The sequence below is a fragment of the Streptomyces thermolilacinus SPC6 genome (assembly GCF_000478605.2).
GTDB lineage: Bacteria > Actinomycetota > Actinomycetes > Streptomycetales > Streptomycetaceae > Streptomyces > Streptomyces thermolilacinus.
In genome coordinates, this window is record NZ_ASHX02000001.1 from 2,895,626 (window position 1) to 2,920,761 (window position 25,136).

General features: G+C 73.4%; 27 protein-coding genes and 2 pseudogenes. 17 read left to right on the forward strand and 12 right to left on the reverse strand.

The window, feature by feature from the left end; genetic code table 11:
- Positions 1–97 precede the first annotated feature (97 nt).
- Both J116_RS12335 and J116_RS12340 read left to right on the forward strand, forming a co-directional pair.
- Positions 98–1,993: a S9 family peptidase gene (locus J116_RS12335; protein ID WP_201258806.1), complete on the forward strand. Its 1,896-nt coding sequence runs from the start codon at positions 98–100 to the stop codon at positions 1,991–1,993.
- Between the two features lie 22 nt (positions 1,994–2,015).
- Positions 2,016–2,783 carry an SURF1 family protein gene (locus J116_RS12340; RefSeq protein ID WP_023587381.1) on the forward strand — a complete coding sequence of 256 codons (768 nt, stop codon included), beginning with the start codon at positions 2,016–2,018 and terminating at the stop codon, positions 2,781–2,783.
- Between the two features lie 740 nt (positions 2,784–3,523).
- On the opposite strand, the gene J116_RS12345 is transcribed toward J116_RS12340, so the two are convergent.
- The 7 genes from J116_RS12345 to J116_RS12375 all read right to left on the reverse strand — a co-directional run bounded on the left by J116_RS12345 (position 3,524) and on the right by J116_RS12375 (position 10,884).
- Positions 3,524–4,954, reverse strand: a complete 1,431-nt coding sequence (locus tag J116_RS12345; protein ID WP_235617340.1) for a hypothetical protein — start codon at positions 4,952–4,954, stop codon at positions 3,524–3,526.
- A complete protein-coding gene (locus J116_RS12350) occupies positions 4,951–5,640 on the reverse strand; it encodes a SigE family RNA polymerase sigma factor (protein WP_201258807.1) in 690 nt (229 codons plus the stop codon). Before J116_RS12350 ends, J116_RS12345 begins: the two co-directional genes overlap by 4 nt.
- A 364-nt stretch (positions 5,641–6,004) precedes the next feature.
- Positions 6,005–7,081 (reverse strand): aspartate-semialdehyde dehydrogenase, encoded by a 1,077-nt coding sequence (locus J116_RS12355; RefSeq protein ID WP_028963978.1) that lies wholly within the window; start codon positions 7,079–7,081, stop codon positions 6,005–6,007.
- A gap of 442 nt (positions 7,082–7,523) precedes the next feature.
- Positions 7,524–8,795 (reverse strand): aspartate kinase, encoded by a 1,272-nt coding sequence (locus tag J116_RS12360; protein ID WP_023587385.1) that lies wholly within the window; start codon positions 8,793–8,795, stop codon positions 7,524–7,526.
- Positions 8,796–9,005: 210 nt separating this feature from the next.
- Complete coding sequence (locus tag J116_RS12365) at positions 9,006–9,665, reverse strand: DUF5063 domain-containing protein (RefSeq protein ID WP_023587386.1); 660 nt, start codon at positions 9,663–9,665, stop codon at positions 9,006–9,008.
- On the reverse strand, positions 9,658–10,257 hold the full coding sequence (gene recR, locus J116_RS12370; protein ID WP_023587387.1) for a recombination mediator RecR: 600 nt from the start codon (positions 10,255–10,257) through the stop codon (positions 9,658–9,660). Before recR ends, J116_RS12365 begins: the two co-directional genes overlap by 8 nt.
- Positions 10,258–10,548: 291 nt before the next feature.
- The gene (locus J116_RS12375; protein ID WP_028963979.1) at positions 10,549–10,884 is read right to left on the reverse strand and encodes a YbaB/EbfC family nucleoid-associated protein; all 336 of its coding nucleotides are present in this window, start codon (positions 10,882–10,884) and stop codon (positions 10,549–10,551) included.
- Positions 10,885–11,209: 325 nt separating this feature from the next.
- Here J116_RS12375 and J116_RS12380 point away from each other — a divergent pair, with 325 nt between their 5' ends.
- On the forward strand, positions 11,210–11,923 hold the full coding sequence (locus J116_RS12380; RefSeq protein ID WP_023587389.1) for an SLATT domain-containing protein: 714 nt from the start codon (positions 11,210–11,212) through the stop codon (positions 11,921–11,923).
- Between the two features lie 66 nt (positions 11,924–11,989).
- On the opposite strand, the gene J116_RS12385 is transcribed toward J116_RS12380, so the two are convergent.
- Positions 11,990–12,340, reverse strand: coding sequence for a MerR family transcriptional regulator (locus J116_RS12385; RefSeq protein WP_023587390.1), 351 nt, complete (start codon positions 12,338–12,340; stop codon positions 11,990–11,992).
- A gap of 55 nt (positions 12,341–12,395) precedes the next feature.
- On the opposite strand from J116_RS12385, the gene J116_RS12390 reads away from it, so the two are divergent.
- Positions 12,396–12,980, forward strand: coding sequence for an RBBP9/YdeN family alpha/beta hydrolase (locus tag J116_RS12390; RefSeq protein ID WP_023587391.1), 585 nt, complete (start codon positions 12,396–12,398; stop codon positions 12,978–12,980).
- A gap of 84 nt (positions 12,981–13,064) precedes the next feature.
- Here J116_RS12390 and J116_RS12395 read toward each other — a convergent pair whose 3' ends face one another.
- Both J116_RS12395 and J116_RS12400 read right to left on the reverse strand, forming a co-directional pair.
- The gene (locus tag J116_RS12395; RefSeq protein WP_023587392.1) at positions 13,065–13,715 is read right to left on the reverse strand and encodes a hypothetical protein; all 651 of its coding nucleotides are present in this window, start codon (positions 13,713–13,715) and stop codon (positions 13,065–13,067) included.
- A gap of 158 nt (positions 13,716–13,873) precedes the next feature.
- Entirely contained in the window at positions 13,874–14,632 is a 759-nt protein-coding gene (locus J116_RS12400) for a GntR family transcriptional regulator (RefSeq protein ID WP_023587393.1), read from the reverse strand.
- Between the two features lie 340 nt (positions 14,633–14,972).
- Here J116_RS12400 and J116_RS12405 point away from each other — a divergent pair, with 340 nt between their 5' ends.
- The 7 genes and pseudogenes from J116_RS12405 (at position 14,973) to J116_RS12435 (ending at position 20,792) form a co-directional block, all read left to right on the forward strand.
- Positions 14,973–15,635 (forward strand): DJ-1/PfpI family protein, encoded by a 663-nt coding sequence (locus J116_RS12405; protein ID WP_023587395.1) that lies wholly within the window; start codon positions 14,973–14,975, stop codon positions 15,633–15,635.
- A 77-nt stretch (positions 15,636–15,712) separates the two neighbouring features.
- Positions 15,713–16,153, forward strand: coding sequence for a MarR family winged helix-turn-helix transcriptional regulator (locus J116_RS12410; RefSeq protein WP_028963981.1), 441 nt, complete (start codon positions 15,713–15,715; stop codon positions 16,151–16,153).
- Positions 16,154–16,563: 410 nt separating this feature from the next.
- Positions 16,564–17,385, forward strand: a pseudogene (locus J116_RS12415) (putative protein N(5)-glutamine methyltransferase); the annotation flags it as partial.
- Between the two features lie 205 nt (positions 17,386–17,590).
- On the forward strand, positions 17,591–17,998 hold the full coding sequence (locus J116_RS12420) for a hypothetical protein (RefSeq protein ID WP_023587398.1): 408 nt from the start codon (positions 17,591–17,593) through the stop codon (positions 17,996–17,998).
- Positions 17,999–18,022: 24 nt separating this feature from the next.
- Positions 18,023–18,829 (forward strand): ATP-binding cassette domain-containing protein, encoded by an 807-nt coding sequence (locus tag J116_RS12425; RefSeq protein WP_023587399.1) that lies wholly within the window; start codon positions 18,023–18,025, stop codon positions 18,827–18,829.
- Positions 18,826–20,184, forward strand: coding sequence for a hypothetical protein (locus tag J116_RS12430; RefSeq protein ID WP_023587400.1), 1,359 nt, complete (start codon positions 18,826–18,828; stop codon positions 20,182–20,184). The genes J116_RS12425 and J116_RS12430 overlap by 4 nt, the downstream gene beginning before the upstream one ends.
- Positions 20,181–20,792: a hypothetical protein gene (locus tag J116_RS12435; RefSeq protein ID WP_023587401.1), complete on the forward strand. Its 612-nt coding sequence runs from the start codon at positions 20,181–20,183 to the stop codon at positions 20,790–20,792. The genes J116_RS12430 and J116_RS12435 overlap by 4 nt, the downstream gene beginning before the upstream one ends.
- 3 nt (positions 20,793–20,795) lie before the next feature.
- On the opposite strand, the gene J116_RS12440 is transcribed toward J116_RS12435, so the two are convergent.
- Positions 20,796–21,158 (reverse strand): hypothetical protein, encoded by a 363-nt coding sequence (locus J116_RS12440; protein WP_023587402.1) that lies wholly within the window; start codon positions 21,156–21,158, stop codon positions 20,796–20,798.
- 228 nt (positions 21,159–21,386) lie between these two features.
- Here J116_RS12440 and J116_RS12445 point away from each other — a divergent pair, with 228 nt between their 5' ends.
- The 5 genes from J116_RS12445 to J116_RS12465 are packed head-to-tail and all read left to right on the forward strand — an operon-like array spanning position 21,387 to position 23,582.
- Positions 21,387–22,223 (forward strand): helix-turn-helix domain-containing protein, encoded by an 837-nt coding sequence (locus J116_RS12445; RefSeq protein ID WP_023587403.1) that lies wholly within the window; start codon positions 21,387–21,389, stop codon positions 22,221–22,223.
- Positions 22,220–22,522 (forward strand): DUF397 domain-containing protein, encoded by a 303-nt coding sequence (locus tag J116_RS12450; protein ID WP_023587404.1) that lies wholly within the window; start codon positions 22,220–22,222, stop codon positions 22,520–22,522. The genes J116_RS12445 and J116_RS12450 overlap by 4 nt, the downstream gene beginning before the upstream one ends.
- Positions 22,519–22,749, forward strand: a complete 231-nt coding sequence (locus J116_RS12455) for a hypothetical protein (RefSeq protein WP_023587405.1) — start codon at positions 22,519–22,521, stop codon at positions 22,747–22,749. Before J116_RS12450 ends, J116_RS12455 begins: the two co-directional genes overlap by 4 nt.
- The gene (locus J116_RS12460) at positions 22,746–22,994 is read left to right on the forward strand and encodes a hypothetical protein (protein WP_023587406.1); all 249 of its coding nucleotides are present in this window, start codon (positions 22,746–22,748) and stop codon (positions 22,992–22,994) included. Before J116_RS12455 ends, J116_RS12460 begins: the two co-directional genes overlap by 4 nt.
- Before the next feature lie 45 nt (positions 22,995–23,039).
- Positions 23,040–23,582 (forward strand): GNAT family N-acetyltransferase, encoded by a 543-nt coding sequence (locus J116_RS12465; RefSeq protein WP_028963984.1) that lies wholly within the window; start codon positions 23,040–23,042, stop codon positions 23,580–23,582.
- 407 nt (positions 23,583–23,989) lie between these two features.
- On the opposite strand, the pseudogene J116_RS30895 reads toward J116_RS12465, so the two are convergent.
- Positions 23,990–24,133 (reverse strand): annotated as a pseudogene (locus J116_RS30895) (GNAT family N-acetyltransferase); the annotation flags it as partial.
- A 317-nt stretch (positions 24,134–24,450) separates the two neighbouring features.
- Here J116_RS30895 and J116_RS12470 point away from each other — a divergent pair.
- Positions 24,451–25,068 (forward strand): ATP-dependent endonuclease, encoded by a 618-nt coding sequence (locus tag J116_RS12470; protein WP_023587408.1) that lies wholly within the window; start codon positions 24,451–24,453, stop codon positions 25,066–25,068.
- Positions 25,069–25,136 lie beyond the last annotated feature (68 nt).

The window sequence follows — 25,136 nt, forward strand, 5'->3', positions numbered from 1 at the left end:
GGCCGGGCCCGGATTGGGGGGCGGCCTGTGGATAGCGCTGGGGGGACTTATCCACAGGCCCGGCGGGATGTCGGTGCGACGGAGCATGATGGACGACATGACTGAGCCGACCGACGACACGTCCACGCCCGAGCCCATCGCGTCCACTCCCGTCACATCCCCTCCTACGTCTTCTTCGTCCGCCGCGTGGTCGGCTCTGCCCGACTGGGAGAAGCGGTTCCGTGCACCGCGCGTGTCGCTGCCCGACTGGGCGGAGGACGCGCCGAGCCGGGCGCTGTTCGTGTCGAACGTGACGGGGACGTACGAGCTGTACGCGTGGGACCGCGACACGGGCGAGCAGCGGCAGGTCACGGACCGGCCGAACGGCACGACGGACGGTGTGCTGTCGCCGGACGGCGAGTGGATCTGGTGGTTCGCCGACACGGACGGCGACGAGTTCGGGGTGTGGATGCGGCAGCCGTTCAAGGGCGGCGCGGACGAGCCGGCGGTTCCCGGGCTCGCCGCCTCGTACCCGGCGGGCCTGGCGATAGGCCGGGACGGCACGGCGGTCGTCGGCCGGTCTCTGGACGAGGAGGGCACGTCCATCCACGTCGTCCGGCCGGGCGGGGAGCCGGTGGAGATCTACCGGCACCGCGAGTCGGCCGGGGTGGGGGACCTGTCGTACGACGGGACGCTCGTGGCGGTCGAGCACACCGAGCACGGTGACGCCATGCACGCGGCCCTGCGCGTGGTGCGGCTGGACGGCGCGCTGGTGGCGGAGCTAGACGACACGAAGGGCGGTACGAAGGATCTGGGCCTGGCCGTGATGGGCTTCGCCCCCGTGGACGGCGACGGGCGGCTGCTGGTGGGGCACCAGCGGCGCGGCCGGTGGGAGCCGATGATCTGGGATGTCGCGACCGGCCGGGAGACCGAGCTGCGCCTCGACCTGCCCGGGGACGTGAGCGCGGAGTGGTACCCGGACGGTTCGGGGCTGCTGATCGCCCATGACTTCGAGGCGCGCACGGAGCTGTGGCGGTACGACATCGCCTCGGGGGTGCTGACGCGGGTGGAGACGCCGACCGGTTCGGTGTCGGGGGCGACGGCCCGCCCGGACGGCACGGTGGAGTACCTGTGGTCGTCGGCGGCCGTGCCTCCCGTGGTGCGCTCGACGAGCGGCGCGGTCGTGCTGGACCCGCCCGGCCCGCAGGCGCCGCCGTCGGTGCCGGTGGAGGATGTGTGGGTGGACGGGCCCGGTGGGCGGGTCCACGCCCTGGTGCAGCGCCCGGAGGGGGCGACGGGCCCGCTGCCGACGGTGTTCGACCTGCACGGCGGCCCGGCCTGGCACTACAGCGACACGTTCGCCGCGGCGCCGGCCGCTTGGCTGGACCACGGGTACGCGGTGGTGCGGGTGAACTACCGGGGCTCCACCGGGTACGGGCGGGAGTGGACGGACGCGCTGCGGCACCGGGTGGGGCTGATCGAGCTGGAGGACGTCGCGGCGGTCCGTGAGTGGGCGGTGTCCTCGGGCCTCGCGGACCCGGAGCGGCTGGTCCTGACGGGCGGCTCGTGGGGCGGCTACCTGACGCTGCTGGGGCTTGGGACGCAGCCGGACATATGGGCGGTGGGCATCGCGGACGTGCCGGTCGCCGACTACGTGACCGCGTACCAGGACCAGATGGAGGCGCTGCGGCCGCTGGACCGGACGCTGTTCGGTGGCTCTCCGGAGGAGGTGCCGGAGCGGTTCCGGGCGTCGTCCCCGATCACGTACGTGGACCAGGTGCGGGCGCCGGTGTACATCGCGGCGGGTGTGAACGATCCGCGCTGCCCGATCCGGCAGGTCGAGAACTACGTGGAGCGGCTGGCGGCGCGCGGCGCGGTGCACGAGGTGTACCGGTACGACGCGGGACACGGCTCGCTGGTGGTGGAGGAGCGGATCAAGCAGCTGCGGCAGGAGCTGGAGTTCGCAGCGCGACACGTGCCGGCCGCGACCGGGACCCGGCCGGAAGGGGGGTGACGGCGTTCCGTACCGTGGAGGGGTGTACCGGTTCCTGACGACACCCCGCTGGTGGGGGATCAACGTCTTCGTGCTGCTGGCGATCCCGTTCTGCCTCTTCATGGGGATCTGGCAGCTGGGCAGGTTCGAGGACCGCGTCGATTCGCACCGGGAGGCGGAGCAGCGGCCCGCCGCCCAGGCGGCGCAGGCGGCGGCGCCTCTGGCGGAGCTGCTGCCGGTCGACAAGGAGACGTCGGGCCGCCAGGCGACGGCGAGCGGCCGGTACGGGAAGCAGTTCCTCGTCCCCGGCCGTGAGCTGGACGGGAAGACCGGGTCGTACGTGCTGACGCTGCTGCACACGCCGGAGGGCAAGGCCCTGCCGGTGGTGCGGGGCTGGCTCCCGCAGGGCGCGGCCGCACCGGCGCCGCCGTCCGGTGAGGTGACCGTGACGGGCGCGCTCCAGGCGTCGGAGCACGCCGGGAGCGGCGGCGTCCGCGCCGCGGGCGGGCTGCCCGAGGGGCAGCTGGGCGTCATCAGCGCGGCGACGCTGGTGAACGTGGTGCCGGACGACGTGTACGACGCGTGGGTGACGCTCACGGAGTCCCCTGCCGGGCTGACGCCGGTGCCCGCCGCGGCGGCGGTGGGCACGGGGCTGGACCTGAAGGCGTTCCAGAACCTCGGCTACACGGGCGAGTGGTTCGTCTTCGCGGGGTTCGTGCTGTTCATGTGGTTCCGGCTGGTGCGGCGCGAGGCGGAGGCGGAGCGGGACCGGGCCCTGGGCCTCGATCCGGAGTCCCCCGGCCTCCCCTGAGCCCGCACCCCTAGTGGGGTGCCGCGTGCGGCTGCCGCCCGCTGTGCCTGGGGGGTGAGTGGCTGGGGCTGGGCTTCTCTGTGGCCTGCGGGGTGAGCGGGCTGCGCTGCTGTGCCTGCGGGGCAGGTGGGTGCTGGCTGCGCTGCTGTACCTGCGTGGCAGGTGGGTGGGGGTTGCTGGGCTTGCGGGTCGCGTGGGTGTGGGACTGCGCGGGTCGGCGACTGGCGGCTGTGGCGCTCGGCACCTGTGCGCGGCGTCGCAGTGGGACTACCCCCTGGGCGCCCGGCAGCACACGTAGCACGCAAAGGCCCAGCCGCAGTCCTGCGGGCGTCGGCAAGGCGCCGGGCACGTCGTTCACGCGCCCGGCAGCAGTCGTACGGCGGGGCGCATCTACCGGCCGCCCACGGGACTCGCGCGTCCGTGCGTGCTGCGAGGGCACATCGGCGCTCGGTCTGCCGTACGGCCCGTAGCCCCGTGACGCGGGGCGCATCCGCCTGGCTGTCGTCCGGCCCGCAGGTCCGCACCAGGGGGCGCGTCCGCCGAGCCGCGCACAGGACCGCAGGCCCGTACCAGGGGGCACATCGACCTGGGCGGCCGTACGGCCAGGAGGTCCCGCGCCACGGGGGTGCCTCGGGCTGGGCTGCCGTACGGCCCTCGGGTCCGTTCCGCTGGGGCGGCTGGGAGTGTGATCGCCGCAGTGCGTGCGTCGCACGGGCGGTCGGTGCTCCCGGCCGGGTGGGTCAGGCGGGGAGCAGGCCGGTGCGGTAGATCGTGCCGGCGCAGGCGTTGGGGATGGTGGTCGCCGCCTGGGGGCCGCCCACGCTCGGGGTGTGGGTGACCGTGACGCTGCCGTCCGCGATGCCCTCCTGCGGCAGCAGCTGCGGTTCCGCCGCCGTTGCCGAGTCCGTACCGCCCTCCGCCGTGCCGGTCGTCGCGCCGTCCGAGGGCGGCGGCGGCTCCTCGGTGGGCGTGGACGGCGCGGTGGGCGACGGGGACTGCTCGCCACCGCCCCCTCCGTCGCCGCTGCCCGTGCCTCCGCCGTTCACCGGGCACGTCTCGCTCGGCACCCAGGCGAACTTGACCTCGTACGCCCCGGACGGCTTCAGCACCAGGCTGCCGACCGTCGCGGACGGGCCGGGCAGGCCGGACGCCGCGTCACCCGCCGTGTGCCGTGCGACGCTGATGCGGCTCGCGTCCGCCGCGCCGCTCGTGCCGAAGCCGACCGTCCCGGACGCGCTGACGGTGCAGTCGCTGCTGGAGACGTTGGCGATGCGGAACGTTCCGTACACCGTGCCGTCCCCGCCGGGGCCGCCCGCCTCGGCGACGCTCACGCCGAGCTGGCCCGCCTCGCACTCGGGGGCCGTGTCCGGGGCGGGCGTGGCGTTGTCGGGCGTGCCGTCCGCGCCGTCGGAGGCGCTGGTACCGGCGGTGGTCGGGGTTCCGGACGGGTTGGCCCCGCCCTTGCCGGAGCCGTTCAGCTCGCCGGACGGGCTGCCCGCGGCTTCCTCGCCCGCCGGGCCCGCGGCGTCGCCGGTGCCGCCCTGGACCTGCTCGCCGTGCCCGGCGTTGACCGGGTTGGTGTCGGACGCCGTGTCGGAGGCGGCGACGTGCACGAACGCGGGGACACCCGTACCGAGCAGGATCACCGCGGCGGCCGCGCCGACGAGCGCCTGCCGCTTCCGCGCCCTCCGCGCCGGAACAGCCCGGCGGAGGTGGTCGAGCGCGCCCGGGGCCGGTTCGAGGTCCCCGACGGCCCCCTGGAGCAAGCGCCGCAGCGCCAGCTCGTCCCCGCCGAGCCCGTCCGCCCCGAGGTCGAACACGCCGATGCCGTCCGGGGTGTGGGGGTCGTCTGTCGGGGTGGGGCGGTCTGCCGGGATGGGCTGGGTGCCCGACTGGTCGATGCCGGACTGTGCCGGGGTGGGCTGTGCCGTCTCCCGCTGTGCCGACTCCGGCTGTGCCGACTCCGACTGTGCCGTCTCGGGCTGTGCTGTGCCGGGCCGGGCCTCGTCGGCGGGGCGGGCGGCCTCGGGCCTAGGGGCCGACGTGCCCGTGTCCTCGCGGGGTGTGTCCTCGCCGGGCGTGGGCTGGGAGGCGGAGGGTTCTGGGGTGTTCACTGCGTCGTTTCCAGTCCGGTCGTTCGACGGCCCGTCCGGCCCGTTGTGCTCGGTCATGCCTTCGCTCCCATGGCCACGCGCAGGGCGGCTATGCCACGGGAGCCGTACGCCTTCACCGACCCGAGCGATATGCCCAGCGTCTCGGCGACCTGCGCCTCGGTCATGTCCGCGAAGTACCGCAGGACCAGGACCTCCCGCTGACGGCGCTGGAGCCCGCGCATCGCCTTGATCAGCGCGTCGCGCTCCAGCTGGTCGTACGCGCCCTCCTCCGCGCTCGCCATGTCCGGCATCGGCTTCGAGAGGAGCTTCAGGCCGAGTATGCGGCGGCGCAGGGCGGACCGGGAGAGGTTCACGACGGTCTGGCGCAGGTACGCCAGGGTCTTCTCCGGGTCGCGGACCCGCTTGCGGGCGGAGTGGACGCGGATGAACGCCTCCTGGACGACGTCCTCGCAGGAGGCCGTGTCGTCGAGAAGCAGCGCCGCGAGACCCAGCAGCGACCGGTAGTGGGCGCGGTAGGTCTCGGTGAGGTGATCGACGGTGGTGCCCGACGTCATCGTCTCGTCGGCGTCGTCACGCGGGAACGGGACGCGGGCTCGGCGTGTGGCGGGCATGGGCGCGATCACCGGCATGCCGCCGCCGCGACGCCGGTCGCGCGGCGCGCGCTGGGGCGGCCGCAGGAGCGGAAGAACCGCCGCGCCGCCGCGAAGTGGGGCCGCTGCTGTGATGTCGAGTACCTCTGCCACGTCTGTTGGACACGTCGCCCCCCGTCAGGGTTGTACGCGCACGCCGCCTTATCTGACGGTGCGTCGTTCGCCCTCATGCGTATCCGCTCTCCCCATTGCCCCGTTCGCGCGGCAGCGCTGGAGCGACCGCAGAGACGCTCTCCACCGGCCACCGGTTGCGGCAGGGGGGCAGGAGCATCGTCGAACATGCCATCGCCCCAGTTCAAGCGGCCAAGGCCGAGGACTTTCCCACAGGGCGTCCACAGATCCTACAAAGGTGCGAGGCCGCGTCCACCAGGTATTCGACGCCTCGGCGCGGCCCCGGCTCACATTTGTGATCTCTCCCGCAGCGCCTCGCGTCGCCGGATTCGGCGCGTGGGCGCGGTCAGGTGCGGGACGGGCCTCCCGCGGCGAGTTCCACGGCGACGAGTTCCGCGATCTGGGCGGTGTTGAGCGCGGCGCCCTTGCGCAGGTTGTCGCCGCACACGAAGAACTCCAGGGCCCGTTCGTCGTCCAGGTCGCGGCGGACCCGGCCGACCCACGTCGGGTCGGTGCCGACGACGTCGGCGGGCGTCGGGAAGTCGCCCGCGGCGGGATCGTCGTACAGGACGACACCGGGCGAGGTGGCGAGGATCTCATGGGCGCGCGCCACGGTCACCGGCCGTTCGAACCGGGCGTGGACGGATACGGAGTGAGTGGTGAGCACGGGTACGCGGACGCAGGTCGCGGCGACCCGCAGCCCGGGCAGGCCCAGGACGCGGCGGGTCTCGGCCCGTACGCCCAGCTCCTCCGACGACCAGCCGCCGTCCTGGAGCGTGCCGGACCAGGGAACGACGTTCAGGGCGAGGGGCGCGGCGAACGGCCCCGTCCCGTCGTCGCCGAGAGCCCTGCGTACGTCTCCGGGGGCGGCGCCCAGGTCGGTGCCCGCGACGGTCGCGAGCTGGCCGCGCAGCGCGGCGACACCGGCCTGTCCGGCGCCGGAGGCGGCCTGGTACGCGGAGACGACCAGCTCCTCGAGCCCGAACTCGGCGTGCAGCGCCCCTACGGCGACGATCAGCGCGAGCGTGGTGCAGCCCGGGCCCGCGATGATGCCGTGCGGCCGGACGCGGGCGGCGTGCGGGTTGACCTCGGGTACGACGAGCGGCACCTCCGGGTCGTCGCGGAACGCGGGCGACGCGTCCACGACGACGGTGCCCTGCGCGGCGGCGACCGGCGCCCAGCGGGCGGCGACCTCCTCCGGGACCAGGAACACCGCGACGTCGATGCCCCGCAGGGCTTCCTCGTCCAGCGCCAGCACCTCGGTCTCGGCACCGCGCACCGCGAGCTTTCGGCCTGCCGAGCGGGGGGACGCGAGGAGGCGTATCTCGCCCCAGACGTCGGCGTGCTGCGACAGGATCTGCAGCATGACGGCCCCCGCCGCCCCGGTCGCCCCGACCACGGCGAGCGCCGGTTTCCCGCCCAGGGGGCGCGGGCGCGGTATGTGGATGCCCGGCGGATGGCCCGGCGGATGGCCCGGTGGATGGAGGGCCGACGACTCGGGGTCGCACGCCTCCCGGCGGGGAACCTCCTGGCGGGTGGCCTCCCGGTCCCGTACCTCCGGTCCCGAACCCTCGCGGTCCCGTATATCCGGCCCGGGGCCCTCCCCGCGCGAGGTCTCGCTGCCGGAAGCCGCGCCCGGCACCGGTGACGGCATGGCGTGCAGGCCCGGCGCCGCCCGGTCCCGTCCGGAATCCCGCCGGCCCGCAGCCGCCCCGGACCCAACAGGGTCCGGAGTCGCCTCGTCCGAAGCCCGGACGCCCCGGAAACCCCCGTCCGGCGTCTGCGCGGGCGGGGGTTTCCGGGGCGGGGACTGCCAGTTCCTCAACGGGTCCGTCGGGGGTGTCGCGGGGCGGGGCCCGGAAGGGTCAGCGGCCCGTGCCGCCGTAGACGACCGCCTCGACCGTGTCGCTGTCCAGACCGAAGGCGGTGTGGACGGCGCGTACGGCCTCGTTGACGTCGTCGGCGCGGGTGACGACCGAGATGCGGATCTCCGAGGTGGAGATGAGCTCGATGTTCACGCCCGCGTTGGACAGCGCCTCGAAGAAGGAGGCGGTGACGCCCGGGTTGGTCTTCATGCCCGCGCCGACCAGGGAGATCTTGCCGATCTGGTCGTCGTAGCGCAGGGACTCGAAGCCGATGGACGACTTCTGCTTCTCCAGCGCGTCGATGGCCTTGCGGCCCTCGGTCTTGGGCAGCGTGAACGAGATGTCCGTCAGGCCCGTGGACGCGGCGGAGACGTTCTGCACGACCATGTCGATGTTGATCTCGGCGTCCGCGATGGTGCGGAAGATCGCGGCGGCCTCGCCCGGCTTGTCGGGCACGCCGACGACGGTGATCTTCGCCTCGGAGGTGTCGTGGGCGACACCGGAGATGATGGCCTGCTCCACCTTGCGGTCCCCTCGCGGTTCGTTGCTGACCCACGTGCCCTGGAGCCCCGAGAAGGAGGAGCGGACGTGGATCGGGATGTTGTATCGGCGCGCGTACTCGACGCAGCGGTGCAGCAGCACCTTGGAGCCGGAGCTGGCGAGCTCCAGCATGTCCTCGAAGGAGATCCAGTCGATCTTCCGGGCCTTCTTCACGACCCGCGGGTCGGCGGTGAAGACGCCGTCCACGTCCGTGTAGATCTCGCACACCTCGGCGTCCAGCGCCGCGGCGAGGGCCACGGCGGTGGTGTCCGAGCCGCCCCGGCCCAGCGTGGTGATGTCCTTCTTGTCCTGGGACACGCCCTGGAAACCGGCGACGATGGCGATGTTGCCCTCGTCCAGCGCGGTGCGGATACGGCCCGGCGTGACATCGATGATGCGCGCCTTGTTGTGGACCGAGTCGGTGATGACGCCTGCCTGGCTGCCCGTGAAGGACTGGGCCTCGTGGCCCAGGTTTTTGATCGCCATGGCCAGCAGCGCCATGGAGATCCGCTCTCCGGCGGTCAGCAGCATGTCGAACTCACGCCCGGCCGGCATCGGGGATACCTGCTCGGCGAGATCGATCAACTCGTCCGTCGTGTCGCCCATCGCGGAAACGACGACGACCACCTGGTGGCCGTTCTTCTTCGCTTCCACGATTCGCTTGGCGACGCGCTTGATGCCCTCGGCATCGGCAACGGAGGAGCCTCCGTACTTCTGCACGACAAGGCCCACGTGCGCTCCTCGCTCAGTCCGTTTGCGGTCGGCTCAGTCTATCGAGCGACCGGAAAACGCCCCTGGGATGTCACATCCTGAGATGTCCCGCTCATTAGGTGATCAGCCCTGGGCGTCACCCGGCCACGCCGGGCCCCTGCCCAGCGACGGCACCCCCACGCGGAATGTGTCCCGGCTCACGTACGGGACGGGTCCTGGGCCTTCAAGGCCCTATTTGCGGGTGCGGATGCCCAGCGGCGCGGCGATCTCCTGGAGCATCACGCGGCCCGCCTCCTCCGCCAGCACCTCGTCCGCCATGTCCTCGTCCGTGTCGAGCCCGTCCAGCGCCTCCAGCGGCTGGTCCAGCCGTACGTGGGAGACCAGGGACTGGAGCGCCCGGAGGGTCGCGGAGGCGGTCGGGCCCCAGTTGGAGAAGTACGAGAACTGCCACCACCACAGCGCCTCGGTCGTGCGCCCCGCCCGGTAGTGGGCCAGCCCGTGCCGCAGGTCCATGATGATGTCGGCCAGGCTGTCGGAGATCCGGGACGGCACGGGCGCCTTGCGGGGCTGGTACGGGTCGAACACCTCCGAGAAGACGTCCACCGGGTCCAGCATGGCGGCGAACCGTTCCCGCAGGTCGTCGACGTCCATGTCGGGACCCGTGTCCGGTTCGTACCGCTCCTCGGGGACGATGTCCTCGTGCGCCCCGAGCCTGCCGCCGGCGAGCAGCAGCTGCGAGACCTCCAGCAGCAGGAACGGGATCGCGCTGTCGGGCTCGTCGCCCTTGGCCACTTCCGTGGTGGCCACGATGAAGGACTCGATGGAGTCGGCGATCTGGACCGCGAAGCTGTCGGGGTCCAGCGAGTGGGCGTGGAGAGTGGCGTCAGACATCGAGGAGTCGTCTCCCTTCGAACGCGCGACCGAGCGTGACCTCGTCGGCGTATTCCAGGTCTCCGCCAACGGGGAGACCGCTGGCGAGGCGCGTGACCTTCAGGCCCATGGGCTTGACCATCCGCGCGAGGTACGTCGCGGTGGCCTCCCCTTCCAGGTTGGGGTCGGTCGCCAGGATCAGCTCGGTGACCGTGCCATCCGCGAGGCGGGCCAGCAGTTCCCTGATCCGCAGGTCGTCGGGGCCCACGCCCTCGATCGGGCTGATCGCGCCGCCGAGCACGTGGTACCGCCCCCGGAACTCGCGCGTCCGCTCGATGGCGACGACGTCCTTGGGCTCCTCGACCACGCAGATGACCGCGTCGTCCCGGCGCGGGTCGCGGCAGATGCCGCACCGCTCCTCCTGGGCGACGTTCCCGCAGACCGCGCAGAACCGGACCTTCTCCTTCACCTCCAGGAGCGCGTGCGCCAGCCGCCGGACGTCCGTCGGCTCGGCCTGGAGGATGTGGAAGGCGATCCGCTGCGCGCTCTTGGGACCGACGCCTGGCAGTCTGCCGAGCTCGTCGATGAGGTCCTGGACCACGCCTTCGTACAACGGAACGCCTCTCCGGGAGTGCAGTCTTGGTGGTTACGGTAGTTGGTGAGGGGTGCGCCACAGAAGACTCGGCGTGAACCCGCCGCGTCCTCCGGGTGGCCTGGCGCCGCAGTCTCCCGCCTGACCGGGGGTCCGGTCGGGCCGAGCCCGAGTCCCGGGCCCGGAGTCCCGGGCCTGGAGCCCCGGACCCCGGCGGGCTCGGGCCCCCGGCGGGCTCGGTCGGGGCGCCCGTACCCATACCGGTGGGCGCCCGGCCGGTGCCGGTGGGGGGCCCGGCGGCCGGTCAGCGCGTCAGAACGGCATGCCCGGCATCCCGCCCAGCCCCTGCGCGAGCGGGCCGAGCTTCTCCTGCTGGAGCTGCTGCGCGTTCTCGTTCGCCGCCTGCACGGCCGCGACGACCAGGTCCGCGAGCGTCTCCGTGTCCTCCGGGTCCACCGCCTTCGGGTCGATGACCAGGCCGCGCAGCTCCCCGGAACCGGTGACCGTGGCCTTCACCAGGCCGCCGCCCGCCTGCCCCTCGACCTCCGTACGGGCCAGCTCCTCCTGGGCCCGCGCGAGGTCCTGCTGCATCTTCTGGGCCTGCTGGAGCAGCTGCTGCATGTTGGGCTGGCCACCACCGGGGATCACGGTCACTCCTGCGCGTAGACGACGATTCTTCGGTTACGCCGAGCCTACGTGGTCCCCGCGCGGCGCGCCCCACGCACAGGTATCCACTCTTTCGGGTGAACGACTGGCGCGCCCTCTACCTGATCACGGCCCCCTTCCGTGCGGAAAACCCGCCATTACGCCTCCGGGGACCACCATTCGGCGGTAGGAAGGGCTCCGCACGACGCACGGACCGACACCACGACACGCGTACGGACACGACGACACGCCCGACCGCCACCCCGACCCCTACCGAACACCTGTCGAACATCACGCACAGTCACGCAGAGCGCAGAGGAGTGCCCCGGTGAGCCAGCCGGAGATGCAGCCCGGGGGGCCAGCCCGGGGGGAGGACCTGACGGGACGGCCGTTCCCGCTCGGCGACTGGGGCGAGCCGGCCGAGCGGCTGCACGAGCTGTACCGGTGGGTCGAGGGGAACGCGCTGCGCACCGCCGACTGGTACCTCGCCGACCGGGTGTGGAAGCGGCGCGGCGCCCGCGCGCTGCGGACCGGTACGGCGCTGGGCGGCGTCCTGGGCGCCGCGCTGCCGCTGCTGGACCTGACGGACGCGCTGGACGGGGCGGCGGGATGGGGATACCTGTCCCTGCTGCTCGCGGCGGCGTGCCTGGCGTGCGACCGGTACTTCGGCGTGACGTCCGGGTGGATGCGGGACGTGGCGACGGCGCAGGCGGTGCAGCGGCGGTTGCAGGCGCTCCAGTTCGACTGGGCGTCGGAGAGCGTGCGGGAGGTGCTGGGGCCCGCCGAGGGCACGTCGGCGGAGGCGGCGGAGCGGTGCCTTGGGGTGCTGCGGCGGTTCTCCGAGGACGTGACGGAGCTGGTGCGGGCGGAGACGGCCGACTGGATGGTGGAGTTCCGGGCGGGGCCCGCGCCGCTGGCGACGCAGTCGCTGGGCGGGGCGCCGGTGCGGCAGGACTCGGCGGGCGGGCCGTCGGGCAACCGGCTGCTGTCCCCGCCCACCCGCCCGAACATGCCCCGCCAGCGGCCCCCGGAGCCCCGCTAGCTGTCGCGGGCCAGGGCGTCGTCGCCGTCAGCCGGGCCGCGCGTGGAGCGACGGCACGTCCCGTCCCTAGCGAGCGGAGGCGAGTGCCGAGAGTCGCTGCCGCGTCTCCCTGAGCGAGGCTTCCTTGGCATCAAGGCGTCGCGCCAGGGCATCCAGCTCGGCCCGGAGGTCGGGGCACATGTCGAGGGACACACCGTGCTCGCCCGAACGAGCGCAATCGAGGTAACGGCGGATGGTCTCGGTCCCGAGGCCGGCGGCGATCATCGTCTTGATCTGGGCCACACGCGCGATGTCGGAGTCGGTGTAGACCCTGTAGCCGTTGTGGTCGCGCTCGGGGACCAGGAGCATGCGGTCCTCGTAGTGGCGCAGCGCTCGCGCCGTCACCCCGGTCAGCTCGGCGAGCTGGCTGATACGCACGGGCCCTCCTTTGATTTGACCTTCACGCTGGCGTGAAGCCTTACCGTCCAGCGCCATGACACCGAAGACAACCCGGCAGCGGGCCACGATCATCCACGGCTACGCCGCGACACCTCAGGATCACTGGTTCGGATGGCTGGCCGCGCAGCTCGACGCCCGTGGCGTGCCCACGACCGTTCCCGCCCTTCCGGACTCCGAGGCGCCTGACCCCGACCGCTGGCTGGCAGCCGTGGCAGCCGGTGTCGGTACGCCGGACGAGGGCTCGGTCCTGGTGGCGCACAGCCTCGGCTGCGTCACGGCCCTCCGCCATCTCTGCTCCCTGGCGGGTCCGTGGCGTCTTGGTGCGCTCGTGCTCGTCTCGGGCTTCGTCGATCCGCTGCCGGCCCTTCCGACGCTGGACTCTCACGTCGGCAGGCCGCTGGATCTGGCCGGGATCCGCGACCACGTCGACAGGCTCACCCTGCTCCGGTCGGACGCGGACCCGTACGTGCCACCGGGCCACACCGACCGCCTCGCCGGCCTCCTGGGGACATCGGCCGAGGTCATACCCGGAGCCGGTCACTTCCTCGCGTCCGACGGTGTGACGTCGCTCCCCGCGGCCCTCGCGGCGATCGCACCGCCAGGACCGACGGGGAGCTGACGGGACCGAGATGACGCACCGCGGGTGCGGGGCGGCGTCGGCAACGTCCGGCCAGTCCCTCACCTGCGGGCCGGGCCCACCCGGTCAGCTGAAGATGATCATGGAGCCTTGGCCCAGGCTGCGGGTCGCGGCCGCGTGGAGGCCCAGCCAGACGTGGCGCTCCCGTGCGAAGGGGCTGTCGTCGTACGGGACCGGGGCCGCCGGTTCCTCCAGGGACGTCGGATGCCTCGGGGGCTCCGGCGCCGCCGGGGGGTTCGACGGGTCGATGCCGATCGACGGGGCCACGTACTCCAGCTCCCGCAGCAGGCCCTGTGCCGAGCCCAACGGGCCGCCGCCCGACAGGAGTTCCTCCGTGGACAGTGGCGCCGGGAAGTCCACCGGCACGTACGCCCCCGCGTGGTCGTAGTGCCACACCAGGTGCGACTGCTGCGCGGTCGCCTCGAACATCTCCAGCAACTGCTCGTAGTCGCCGCCCAGTTCGTCCACCGGCGTCACGGCCAGGCCGCACACCTGGAGCAGGTACGCGCGGCGCAGGAAGTGCAGGGCGTCGTAGTCGAACCCGGCGACCGGCGCCACGTCGCCGGACAGGCCCGGCATGTACGCGAAGACCGGCACGGTCGGCAGCCCCGACTCCGTCAACGCCCGGTCGTACGCCGCGATCTCCTCGGCGAACGGGTTGTCGGGGCTGTGGCACAGCACATCGACCAGGGGGACCAGCCACAGGTCACAGGCCAAGGTGGGCTCGCTCTCGAGTCGGGGCGCGGGTGTCTGCCGGTCGGCACAGAGTATGCCGGGGAGAGGGAACGGCAGGGCGGGCGGTGATGGTCAGTGAGTGATACCCGGGCCTCCCCGCCCCGAAGCCCGGCCGCCGCCGGTCGCCCTGAACCGCGTCCCTACGACGGCGGTTCGGGCGCCGTGCGGGGCGCCGGGAGGCGTTCCAGGTGGGCCGCCCACTCCAGGGAGTGGCCCTGGTACGCGTCGAGCACCGCCACCACCCGGCGCGCGTCGCCCGCCTCGACGGCGCCCACCAGGTCCTCGTGGCCGCTCCACAGCCAGTCCCGCACCCGCCGGTCGCCCCGCAGGTACGGCACGGCGAACACCCACGCCTGGACGCGCAGCCGGTGCAGGAAGTCGGCGATGTAGTGGTTGGTGACCAGCCCCGCCAACTCCCGCCAGAACCGCAGGTCGTAGCCGATCAGGATGTCCAGGTCCCCGGCGCGGGCCGCCCGTGCCGCCGCCTCCGCCCGCCGCCGCACCGACACGAGCGCCTCGGCGGGCACGCACGGGCGGGGCCCGGCGACCGGGGCCTCGGCGCTCGGGCGGGGCCCGGCGGCCGGAGCCTCTGCCGTCGCCCGCCTGCGCAGGATGCCGTCCACGATCAGGGAGCGGGCCTCCACCATCCCCCGGTAGTCCTCCACCGAGAACTGGTGGACGCGGAACCCCTTGTGCTGGTCCGAGTCGAGCAGGCCCTGCGCCGACAGGTCCACCAGCGCCTCGCGCACGGGGGTCGCGGACACGCCGTACTGCTCCGCGATCTGCTTGACCGTGAACTCCCGCCCCGGCTGTAGACGCCCCGCGAGCACCTCGTCACGCAGTGCGTCCGCGATCTGCTGGCGCAGAGTACTGCGGGTGACAGGTCCGCTCGCGGGCATGTGGCAGGTCCCCTCCGTCCGGTTTCGGACACCTTAAGCCAGTCGGAGGGGGTCACCCGTAGGGGTAGGCGAGGCGCGGGTCACGCCAGAGGGTCGCGCGGTGCGCCGTGAACACCGTCGCCGGGACGCGGCCGCCGCCGTGGACGCGGTCACGGGGCAAGGCAAAAGCGTTCGCCGGGCGCGGACATATCCCGGTTGTATGGCCGTGGGCCCCTGGCACGGCACGGTGTCCGGCCATCGGGACCACTATTGACAGCATGCTGTCTTTTTGACAGACTTCTGCCATCAGAACGTGAAGGTACGCAGGTACGGACACGGGCGCAGCGCCCAGGAGGCCGCCATGACCAGCACCACCGGCACCACGCACACCACCACCCCCAGCAAGACCGTCCATCTGGCCGTGTACGACACGTTCGCCGACTGGGAGACGGGCCACGCGACCGCCTGGCTGGCGCGCGGCGGGTACGAGATCCGCACGGTCGGCCCGACCACCGACCCGGTCACCACCATCGGCGGGCTGCGGGTCACGCCCGATCTGGCGCTCGCCGATCTGTACGCCGACGACAGCGCGATGCTGATCCTCACCGGCGCCGACCTGTGGGACGCGACCGACGACCTGGCCCCGTTCGCCGCGAAGGCCCGCGCGTTCATCGACGCGGGCGTGCCGGTCGCGGCGATCTGCGGGGCGACCGCCGGGCTGGCCCGCGCGGGGCTGCTCGACGACCGGCCCCACACGAGCTCCGCCGCTCCCTACCTGGAGGCGACCGGCTACAAGGGCGGCGGGCACTACATGGAGGCCGACGCCGTGACGGCCGAGGACCTGATCACCGCCGGTTCGACGGAGCCGGTCGCGTTCGCCCGCGAGGTCCTGGGCCGCCTCGGCGTGTTCGAGGGCGAGCGCCTGGACGCCTGGTACCGGCTGTTCCACGACTCGGACCCGGCCGCGTACGAGGTGCTCGCCGCCGGGGAGGCGGCTGACGCCGGGGAGCGGGCGGACGCGTGAGCCCGCGCCAGGAGAACCACGAGAACGACGGGCCCCACGAGAACGACGGCGACGGCGGGCGCCGCGCGCGGCAGGATCTGCTGTCCCGGACCGCGCTCGGCGTGTTCCGGCTGAACGGCCAGTTCCTCGCCGTCTCCGAGGAGCTGGCCCGCCCGGCCGGGCTGACGGCCGCCTGGTGGCAGGTGCTGGGCGCGGTCCTGCGGGAGCCGCTGCCGGTCGCCGGGATCGCCCGTGCCATGGGCATCACGCGGCAGAGCGTCCAGCGGGTCGCGGACCTCCTCGTGGAGCGGGGCCTCGCCGCGTACGCCCCGAACCCGGCGCACCGCCGCGCCAAGCTGCTCGCCCCGACGGACGAGGGCCGCGCGGCGGTGGCCCGCATCGAGCCGGGCCACGCCGACCTGGCGGCCCGGCTCGCGGCGGAGCTGGGCGACGAGGAGTTCGCGGAGACCGCCCGCGTGCTGGAGCGGCTGTCGCGCGCCCTGGACGCGGTCAACGGCCAGGCGGCGCAGGTCGGGTAAGGTGCCGGGGACGTCACCGGGACGTACGACGACCGAGGAGGTGGGACCCATCAACGCCAGGCAAGGCAGGGTGCTCCCCTCGAAGGGCGGTACGGCGATCACGCCGCGGCCGTAGCGAAACCGCCGGGAGCACCGCACGCATCGCGTACGCGGCCCCGAAAGGCTTCCACGTGTCCACGACCCCCGAAGCACGCCCCCCGCACACCCCGACGCCCGCGCACACCCCGGCGCCCCCGACTCCCGCTCACCCCGCGCCCTCGCGCGGGACCACCAGCCGCCCCGCGCCCTCGCGCCCCGCGCCCGGCCACCCCGCACCGCCCGCACCGCCCGCTCCGCCCGCGCCTCCGGAAGCCCCCGGCCACCCGGCTGACCCGGCTCACCCGGCGCTCCGTCACCCCGCCGCGCCCCGGGTCGTCGCCGCTCTCCGTGCCGCCGGGTGCGTGTTCGCGGAGGAGGAGGCCGGGCTGCTGCTCACCGCCGCGCGCGACCCCGCCGAGCTGGACGCGATGGTCGCCCGTCGCGCGGCCGGGCAGCCGCTGGAACACGTCGTCGGCTGGGCCGGGTTCGGCGGGCTGCGCGTCGCCGTGGACGAGCGCGTGTTCGTCCCGCGCCGCCGCACCGAGTTCCTCGTGGAACGGGCGACCGCCCTCGTACGGGGCCGCGCCCGCCCCCTGGTCGTGGACCTGTGCTGCGGTACGGGCGCCCTGGGCGCCGCGCTGGTCACCGCCCTGGGCGGCGACGCCGACCTGCACGCGGCCGACATCGACCCGGCGGCCGTGCGCTGCGCCCGCCGCAACGTCGCGCCGCTGGGCGGCCACGTCCACGAGGGCGACCTGTTCGACGCGCTCCCGCCCGCCCTGCGCGGCCGGGTCGACGTGCTGTTGGCGAACGTCCCGTACGTCCCGACCGCCGAGGTGGCCCTGCTGCCCACCGAGGCCCGTGTCCACGAGGCGCGGGTCGCGCTCGACGGCGGCGCGGACGGGCTGGACGTGCTGCGCAGGGTCGCCGGTGAGGCGGGCGGCTGGCTGGCGCCGGGCGGCAGCCTGCTGTTCGAGACCAGCTCCGGCCAGGCGCCCGCCGCCGCGCGCATCGCGGAGGCGTCCTGCGGGCTCTCCGCCCGGGTCGAGACGTGCGAGGAGCGGTACGCGACGGTCGTCGTCGCCACCCGGCACCCGCACCCCGACCGCGCGCCCCGCAGCAGCCACGGCGCGTCCCGCGGCCCCCTGGACTGATCACCCAGCGGCGCTTTCCCGTCAACCACACCAGCCCCACCCGGCATCACCGCAGGTCCCAAGGGGTCAACTCACTGGCGGGACAGTGATATCCAGCCGTCCCGGTGGCTTTGTGATCGCGCTCACTTCGCCATGATCCGTACCGGACTAGCGTCAACAGCGGCTGACCACCACACAACCGAAAAACCGAAACAGGGGGAACAACATGACGCGTACCCGTGCGCGCATAGTCGCCGTCGGTCTGACCGCCGCGCTGGCCCTTCCGGCCGGTGTCGCCGTCGCCGGTGAGATCAACAACAGCCGCCTGCCCTTCTCGATCGCCACCGCGGGATCGAAGGAGGACGGCGACCGCTGGAAGGGCACGAGCACGAACCGCGCCAAGGCGTGCGGTGACGTCCCGACCCGCGACCTGAAGACGTTCAGCGCGTACGTCTACCAGGACAAGTCGCTGATGCCGGACCCGAAGATCGCTTCGACGTCGCGGAACTACAAGGACGCCTTCGGCTGCGGCTCCGCGGGCACGACGACCCGGAATGGTAAGTACTACACCAAGGCGACCTGGGCGGGCGTTCCCGGAAGCCGTGCCGTCGGCTTCGTCTCCGCCCACAACTGACGCCCATCACCCATCAGGGAAGTCGTGTCCGTAGAAAGTGACATCGCCGCGGCCGGCACCACGCCGGTCGCGGCGGTCGAGGGCGCCACGGTCCGCTACAAGACCGTGGTCGCCCTCGACGCCGTGCGAGCGGAGTTCCGCCCCGGCACCACCGCGCTGCTCGGCCCGAACGGCGCGGGCAAGACGACGCTGCTCTCGCTGCTGAGCACCGCCCGCCGCCCCCACGAGGGCACCGTCTCGCTGCTGGGCGAGCCGGTCGGCGGGCGGGCCCGGGTGCGCCGGGTCCGCGAGCGCGTCGGCGTGCTGCCCCAGTCGTTCGGCTACTACCCGCGCTTCACCGTCAGCGAGTTCGTCGAGTACGCGGCCTGGCTGCGCAAGGTGCCGCGCGCCCGGCGGGCCGAGCGGACCCGGGAGGCGCTGCGCCTGGTCGAGCTGGAGAAGTACGCCGACCGGCGGATGGGCGAGCTGTCGGGCGGCATGCTGCGCCGCGCGGGCATCGCCCAGGCCGTGGTCAACGAGCCCGCGCTCGTTCTGCTGGACGAGCCGACGGTCGGCCTGGACCCGGCCCAGCGGGTCGGCTTCCGCAGCCTGATCAAAAACCTCGGGGAGCGTTCCGCCGTGGTGATGAGCACCCACCTCGCGGAGGACGTCGCGCACGTCTGCGACCGCGTCCACGTCCTGCTGGACGGGCGGGTCCGCTTCACCGGCTCCATCGGCGAGCTCTGCGCGCGGGCACCGGGGGACGCGGCCGGCAAGGAGGTCAACGGCCCGACCGTGGAGGCCGGTTACCTGGCCGTGGTCGGGCGCGGCGGGAACGAGGCCGGGTCGTGACGCGTGTCCTCCTGCACGAGATGCGGCGCGGCGAGGCGGGCAAGGTGGCCCTCCTGTCGGCCGTCGCCGGCGCCTGGTACCTGGCGTCCGCCGACCCCGCGTCCAGCGACTGGATCGGCTGGTGGAACCAGGCGTCCATCAAGGTGCAGGTCTTCGGCGTCATCGTCATGGGCTCCCTGATGAGCGCCGCCGCCGCGTGGAGCGCGAGCCGCTCCCGGCGCACCCGCACCGCCCTGTGGGCCGACACGACACCCCGGGGCGGCTGGCCGCAGGCCCTGCTGCTGTGGGCGGCGGCGTGGCTGTGGTCGCTGGTCGCGTACGCCGTGATGACCGCCATCGCCTTCCAGCGCACCGCCGCCGTCAGCGACGTCACGGAGCCGGTCTGGTCGCCGCTGCTGCTGGGCGCCGCGATGACCGGCCTCCAGATCGCCGCCGGGGTCGCCGCGGGCACGCTGCTGCCGACGAGGATCACCGCGCCCGTCATGGGCCTGTTCTGGTACGCGCTGTTCGTCGTCTTCGCGTTCGTGCCGGAGCTGCCCCTCGCGCATCTCTTCCCGGCCATCGACGAGCACCTCGACACGGCGTACGAGCCGCACACGGCCCGCCTGCTCGTCGCGACCGCCTGGTGCGCCGCCGCCGCGCTCACGCTGCTCGCCGTGCCGGCGCTGGTGCGCCGCGAGGCGCTGTCGCCTGGCCCGCTCGTCGTGGTGCCCGCGCTGGTCGCCGTGGTGGCCGGGGGCACGCTGCTCGCCTTCCGCACGCCGGAGTCGCACTCGTACTGGGCGGTGCCCGCCGACCAGCCCGCGCGGCCGGTCTGTGTCACGGAGGGCCGTACGAAGGCGTGCCTGTGGCCCGACGACCGGCACCTGCTGCCGGAGGTGACGGCGGCGGCCCGCACGGTGGACCGCGCGCTGGGCACGCTCACGGGCTTCCACCGCTCCTTCTACGAGACGGGCCTCACCGCACCCGAAGACTCGGCGAACGGCCCCGGCGCGAGCCCCGGCGCGAGCCCCGCCGCGTCGCCCGGCGCCGCCGAACTGCCCGTCGCCAGTCCCGTCATGGACGAGCGGGCCATGGCCGGGACGATGCTCGACGCCGCGCTCCCGCAGCCGCCCGCCGACTGCGAACCGCGCGTGCTCCAGGAGTCGGGCGGCTACCCGGACACGTTCCTGGTGCAGGCCGTGGTCTACGCGCGCGCCGACTTCCCGGCCCCGTACTACGGCGACCAGTTCGGCGCCGCCGTCGAGCGGGTCCTCAAGGCACCGGCCGCCGAGCAGGACGCCTGGCTGAGCGCCGCCGCCCGCGAGATCGCCGCCTGCCGCCCCGTACCGCCGCTCCCCCGGGCCGCCCGGTGAACCCCGTCCTCGCGCTCGCCCGCAGCCGCAACGTGCCGCGCGCCGCCGCCGGGGCGCTGCTCGTCGCCCTGGCCGCGACCGTGTTCACCGGCGCCCGGCTGGACTTCCCGGACTTCCGGTACCTGGTGGACTTCAGCGTCCCGATCGCCGCCGTCGCCCCGGTGGCGTACGCGGTGGTACTGGGCACCACCCTGCACTCCCCCATGGCGCTGCTGGAGCACACGGCGGCGCAGCCCCTGGAGGCGTACCGCCGCGCGCACCTGTGCGCCCTCACGCTGCTGGCCGTCGCCCTGTCGGCGCTGCCCATGGCGGCGGGCCTGCCGCCGGAGGTCTTCGCGGCCTCGGCCCGCAACGCGGCCGGGTACCTGGGCCTCGCGGTGATCAGCGCCCGCCTCTTCGGCAGCGGCCTGGCGTGGCTGCTGCCGCTGGGCACGTTCGGCCCGACGCTGCTGCTGGGCGTCGGCGAGGACAACACCCCGGAGTGGTGGGCCTGGTCCATCGAGAACGCGGCAACGCCGTCCGCCCTGGTCATCGCCGCCGTACTGTGGCTGACGGCCCTGGTCCTGCCCGGCGCGCCGCCACGCGCGGACGACCGGGCGGAGGAGTAGCCCTCACTCCTCGCCGAACGGCGTGTCCGGCAGCGCCATGAGCGCCAGGACCGTGCTCCGCAGCAGCAGCGGGTGCACGAACCGCCCCGGCTCCCTCGGCGGGAACCGCCACGTCAGCGGCCATGTGTCGCCCCGCAACGCCGGTACGGGCACGTAACTGATCCGCCCTGCCCCGCCGTTGAACAGTGCCGCCACCGACGGCCACGCCCGTCCGCCCGTACTGCCGGGCGGACACAGGAAGTACACGCCGCGCCGCCCGTTCACCTGGCTCACGACGGGGCCCGGCTCCCCGTCCGTCATCCGCTCCAGCCAGTCGGCCGCCCACCGCCCGCCGAGCCCGTCGATCCGCACCGCGTCGAATTGCACCCCGGCCTTGCGGAGCTGATATCCCGAAAGCGGGACCCAGTCAAGCTGTTCCCGGCAACTTCTCGCATTCACGGGTCCATTCTTGCCCGCTGCCGCTAGCGTTCACAATGACTGCCGAAAGAGCGCCACAACCGTCCTGACCTGGGCAAACGCACTGTCGTGCAGTCAAATTTGGCGGCGATCAGTTGAGACCGGTTGAGACCGGTCGAGTCCACGCGTGGAGCGAATATGGCTGGACGAGAGAACAAGGAAAAGGCCACCGGCACGGCGCAACTCATCGCGTACATGACGCGCACCCTGAGGAACGCCCACGGCCTGACGCAGGAGGAGCTGGGCAAGCTGTGCGGCTACTCCGCCGCCGCGATCAGCGGCGTGGAGACCTGCGCGCAGCCCGCGAGCGACGAGATGCTGGTGAAGCTGGAGAGCACGATCGGCAGGGACCTGGGCTTCTTCCAGGAGTCCCGCATCCACGCGCGGATCGAGAAGTACCCGGTGCAGTTCCGGGAGTACGCGCCGCTGGAGGCCTCGGCGGTGAACCTGTCGATCTACTCGACGCTCGTGGTGCATGGCCTGTTTCAGACCGAGGAGTACGCCCGGGCACTCATCGCAGGCGGGTTTCCGATCCTGCCTGACGAGCGAGTCGAAGAGCTGGTAAAGGCCAGGACTGCTCGGCAGGCGATCCTCGACCGCGAAAGCCCCGCAGTGATCGAGTACGTAGTGGAGGAGTCTGTACTGCTGCGCCAGATCGGCACCCGCGAAGTCATGAAGGGGCAGCTACGTTTCCTGGCGGACTGCGCGAAACGACGCAACGTCACGATCTATGTACTCTCTCTCACCGCAGGCGACGAAGGTGAGCACGCCGGTGTGTACGGCGACATGACGCTCGTCGAGACGGCGGAGCATGAGCACCTTGTGTACTTGGAGCCGCAGAACGAGAGCATCCTGATCAGCAACCCAGCAGCAGTCAGTGCATACGCGCAGCGGTATGCGAGGATGCGAGCACAGGCCCTTGTCCCCCGTGAATCGCTGGGCCTCATCGAGCGGTTGGCAGGAGAGCAGCCATGAGCGACACCCTCCGGTGGTTCAAGTCGAGCTTCAGTGACTCCGGCGGCGGCGAGTGCGTCGAAGTGGCCTTCGACTGGCACAAGTCGTCGTACAGCAGTAGCAGCGGCGGGAACTGCGTAGAGGTTGCCCTCCCCTGGCACAAGTCCTCGTACAGCAACCCGAACGGTGGCGAGTGCGTCGAGGTCGCGGCCTGCTCGCACGCCGTGCACGTGCGTGACTCCAAGAACCCCGACGGCGGTTCCTTCGCCGTCAACCCGGCGGCCTGGGCGGCGTTCCTCGCGGACGCCACCACCCCTTGAGAACCGTGATCGCCGGGCGGCTGGTCGAGCTGCCCGGCACCATCGCGGCGATCAGGGCCGCGCTGGACGAGGACCGGGTGAAGGTGTTCGACGCGGAGATCCCGCACGTCCCGGTGGCGGAGCTGCCGCTCGCGCTCGCGCGGTGGGCGCTGTCCACGACGGACGCGGACCGGGAGGACGCCGAGCTGTTCGAGCGCCTGGCGCGGGGCGAGGACGTACGGGAGTGAACTGCTACCGCCTCCAGTACGCGCCCCCGGCGGACCTGGCGCTGGACTCGATGGACGCGGAGCTGCGCACGCGCTTCGACGCGGGGATGCGGACGCTGCTGGTCCCGGACCCGTACGGCCACGGCTCGGTGCCGATAGGCCCGGACGAGGACCGGCGGGAGGCGACCGTGTCGGGGGTGGTGATCCGGTACTACGTGAGCCGTGGGGTGGAGACGGTGACGGTGGTGCGGGTCGTGTACGTCTGAGGAATTCGTTTGCCGGGCGCCGCGCGCGGCGAGGACGATGCGCGCATGGCGCACCCGGGCGAGACGGTTCACGGTGATGGCGACGTCGTGCTGCGGAGGTGGCGGGCGGAGAGCGACTTCGACGGGTTGCGGCGGCTGATCGAGGGGTCGTTGGAGCATCTGCGGCCGTGGTTCGAGTGGGTGGAGCGGTACGGGGACGCGCATGTGCGCGGGTTCCTGGAGAGGTGCGAGGCGGACTGGCGCGGCGGGGTCGCGTACAACTGGGCGATCGAGGCGGGCGGGGAGCTGACGGGGAGCTGCTCGCTGTACCGGGCGGAGGAGCCGGGCGGCTGGCACATCGGGTACTGGCTGCATCCGGGAGCGACCGGGCGGGGGATCGCGAGCAGGGCGGCGGCGGCGATGGTGGACGAGGCGTTCGGGCTGGCTGAGGTGGCGTACGTGGAGATCGTGCACGACGCGGCGAACGGGGCGAGCGGGGCGGTGGCGCGGCGGCTGGGGTTCGTGGAGGTGGAGCGGCTGCGGGTGGAGCCGGTGGCGCCCGGGGAGTGCGGCGTGGACGTGGTGTGGCGGCGGGTGCGCGCGGCGTAGGCCCGGACTCCTGCGGGGCGCGGTGTCGTGCGGACCCGCCCTCGTGCGGGGCGCGCTGTCCTGGCGGGCCGCCTTGCGCTGTGGGCATGCGTTCCTCCCCAAGAACTTCGTCCAGGGGCCCCAGGGGCGATGGGTGTCCCCTGATCGAGCGAAGCCGAGGCACAGCGGACCTGCAGGGCGCCCCATCCAGCGCCTACCGCACAGGTGCGCATCCTCCCGGGCGGGGCACCCGTTGTGCCCACCCGTCCCGCCCTGCGGGACGATTGCCCACAACCGGTGTGGCCCCGCTTCCGCCAGGGATAGCGGCCGACCGCCGCGGCAGCGCGCCCGCGGGGCGAGGTGGCCCGCGAGGGGGCCGGGATCACAGCAAGAGCTACCCGCCAGGGCGGCGCAGGGACCCAGCGACCGGGGCCGCCCACGTACGCGCCGACCTGCGGCGAGGTCAGCAGCTCGATGACCGCCGCACGGTCCCGGGGCTCGGGCGCCCGAAGCACGAGGCGCTCGGTCCTGATCGGGACGGGAGGCCAGGCGACGGGCCCGAGGTCGGTCATACGGGCCAGCCAATCAACCGGCTGCGGTGACGTTCAAGGCGGAAAGCCGTCAGCCGTGGTCAGTTGATCCGGCCGGACCTCGAACTCGACGCGCCCCTCGGTCGATCCCAGCCCCCACGGCGCGAGGGAAGTGCCCTGCGGGCAGCCGGGTTTCACGGTCGGTGGGCGACGCTGCTGCGGCGTTCCCGCTCGGGCTCCGAGGCTCGGCGCGGGCCGGGCGCCGGGCGGGGCCCGGGACGGGCACTCGGGCCGGGCTCGGGGCGGGGCCTCGGGGAAAACGCCTCGCGCGCGGGGCGGGATCGCTCCAGACTCGGCGCATGGCCGACATGCAGGCGTTCCGGGACGCCGTCACCGCGTGGGCGGCGGGCGCGCCCGGTGAGCCCGCGCACGAGCTGGCCGCGCGGCTGGCGCCACGGGTGGCCGTCCTGGTCGAAGGGGCGAGCGACGTCGCGGCCGTGGAAGCGCTGGCGGAGAGCCGCGGCCGGGACCTGGCCGCCGAGGGGGTCTGCGTCCTGTCGATCGGCGGCGCCATGAGCGTCGGGCGCTACGCCCGGCTGCTCGGCGCGCCCGGCCTGGGCCTGCGCCTCACGGGCCTGTGCGACGAGGCGGAACGCCCGTACTACCTCCGCGGCTTCACCGCGGCCGGCGCGGACCCGGAGGGCTTCCACGTCTGCGTGGCCGACCTGGAGGACGAGCTCATCCGCGCGCTGGGCCTGGCACGGGTGCGGGAGCTGATCGACGCCGAAGGCGACCTGCGGGCCCTCCAGACGTTCCTGCGCCAGCCCGCGCAGCGAGGCCGTGCCCCGGAGCGGCAGTTCAGGCGGTTCCTCGGCACGAAGAAGGGCCGCAAGATCCAGTACGGTCGCGTCCTGGTCCGGGCCCTCGGACCCGGCCGCGTACCCGCCCCGCTCGACGACCTGTTCGCCTCCCTCTGACCGCGCCGCCGGCCGTCGGCGCCCCGCGCTTCCGGACCGCCCTGGCCGCGAAGGCGGTCGGGCCGGGC

Bases quoted from the DNA above. Each gene is read 5' to 3' on its own strand.
- J116_RS12365 (WP_023587386.1), bottom strand. From the start codon at position 9,665: ATGTCTGACGCCACTCTCCACGCCCACTCGCTGGACCCCGACAGCTTC.
- J116_RS12390 (WP_023587391.1), top strand. From the start codon at position 12,396: ATGACACCGAAGACAACCCGGCAGCGGGCCACGATCATCCACGGCTAC.
- J116_RS12345 (WP_235617340.1), bottom strand. From the start codon at position 4,954: ATGACCGAGCACAACGGGCCGGACGGGCCGTCGAACGACCGGACTGGA.
- J116_RS12420 (WP_023587398.1), top strand. From the start codon at position 17,591: ATGACGCGTACCCGTGCGCGCATAGTCGCCGTCGGTCTGACCGCCGCG.
- J116_RS12445 (WP_023587403.1), top strand. From the start codon at position 21,387: ATGGCTGGACGAGAGAACAAGGAAAAGGCCACCGGCACGGCGCAACTC.
- J116_RS12405 (WP_023587395.1), top strand. From the start codon at position 14,973: ATGACCAGCACCACCGGCACCACGCACACCACCACCCCCAGCAAGACC.
- J116_RS12465 (WP_028963984.1), top strand. From the start codon at position 23,040: ATGGCGCACCCGGGCGAGACGGTTCACGGTGATGGCGACGTCGTGCTG.
- J116_RS12335 (WP_201258806.1), top strand. From the start codon at position 98: ATGACTGAGCCGACCGACGACACGTCCACGCCCGAGCCCATCGCGTCC.
- J116_RS12400 (WP_023587393.1), bottom strand. From the start codon at position 14,632: ATGCCCGCGAGCGGACCTGTCACCCGCAGTACTCTGCGCCAGCAGATC.
- J116_RS12470 (WP_023587408.1), top strand. From the start codon at position 24,451: ATGGCCGACATGCAGGCGTTCCGGGACGCCGTCACCGCGTGGGCGGCG.
- J116_RS12450 (WP_023587404.1), top strand. From the start codon at position 22,220: ATGAGCGACACCCTCCGGTGGTTCAAGTCGAGCTTCAGTGACTCCGGC.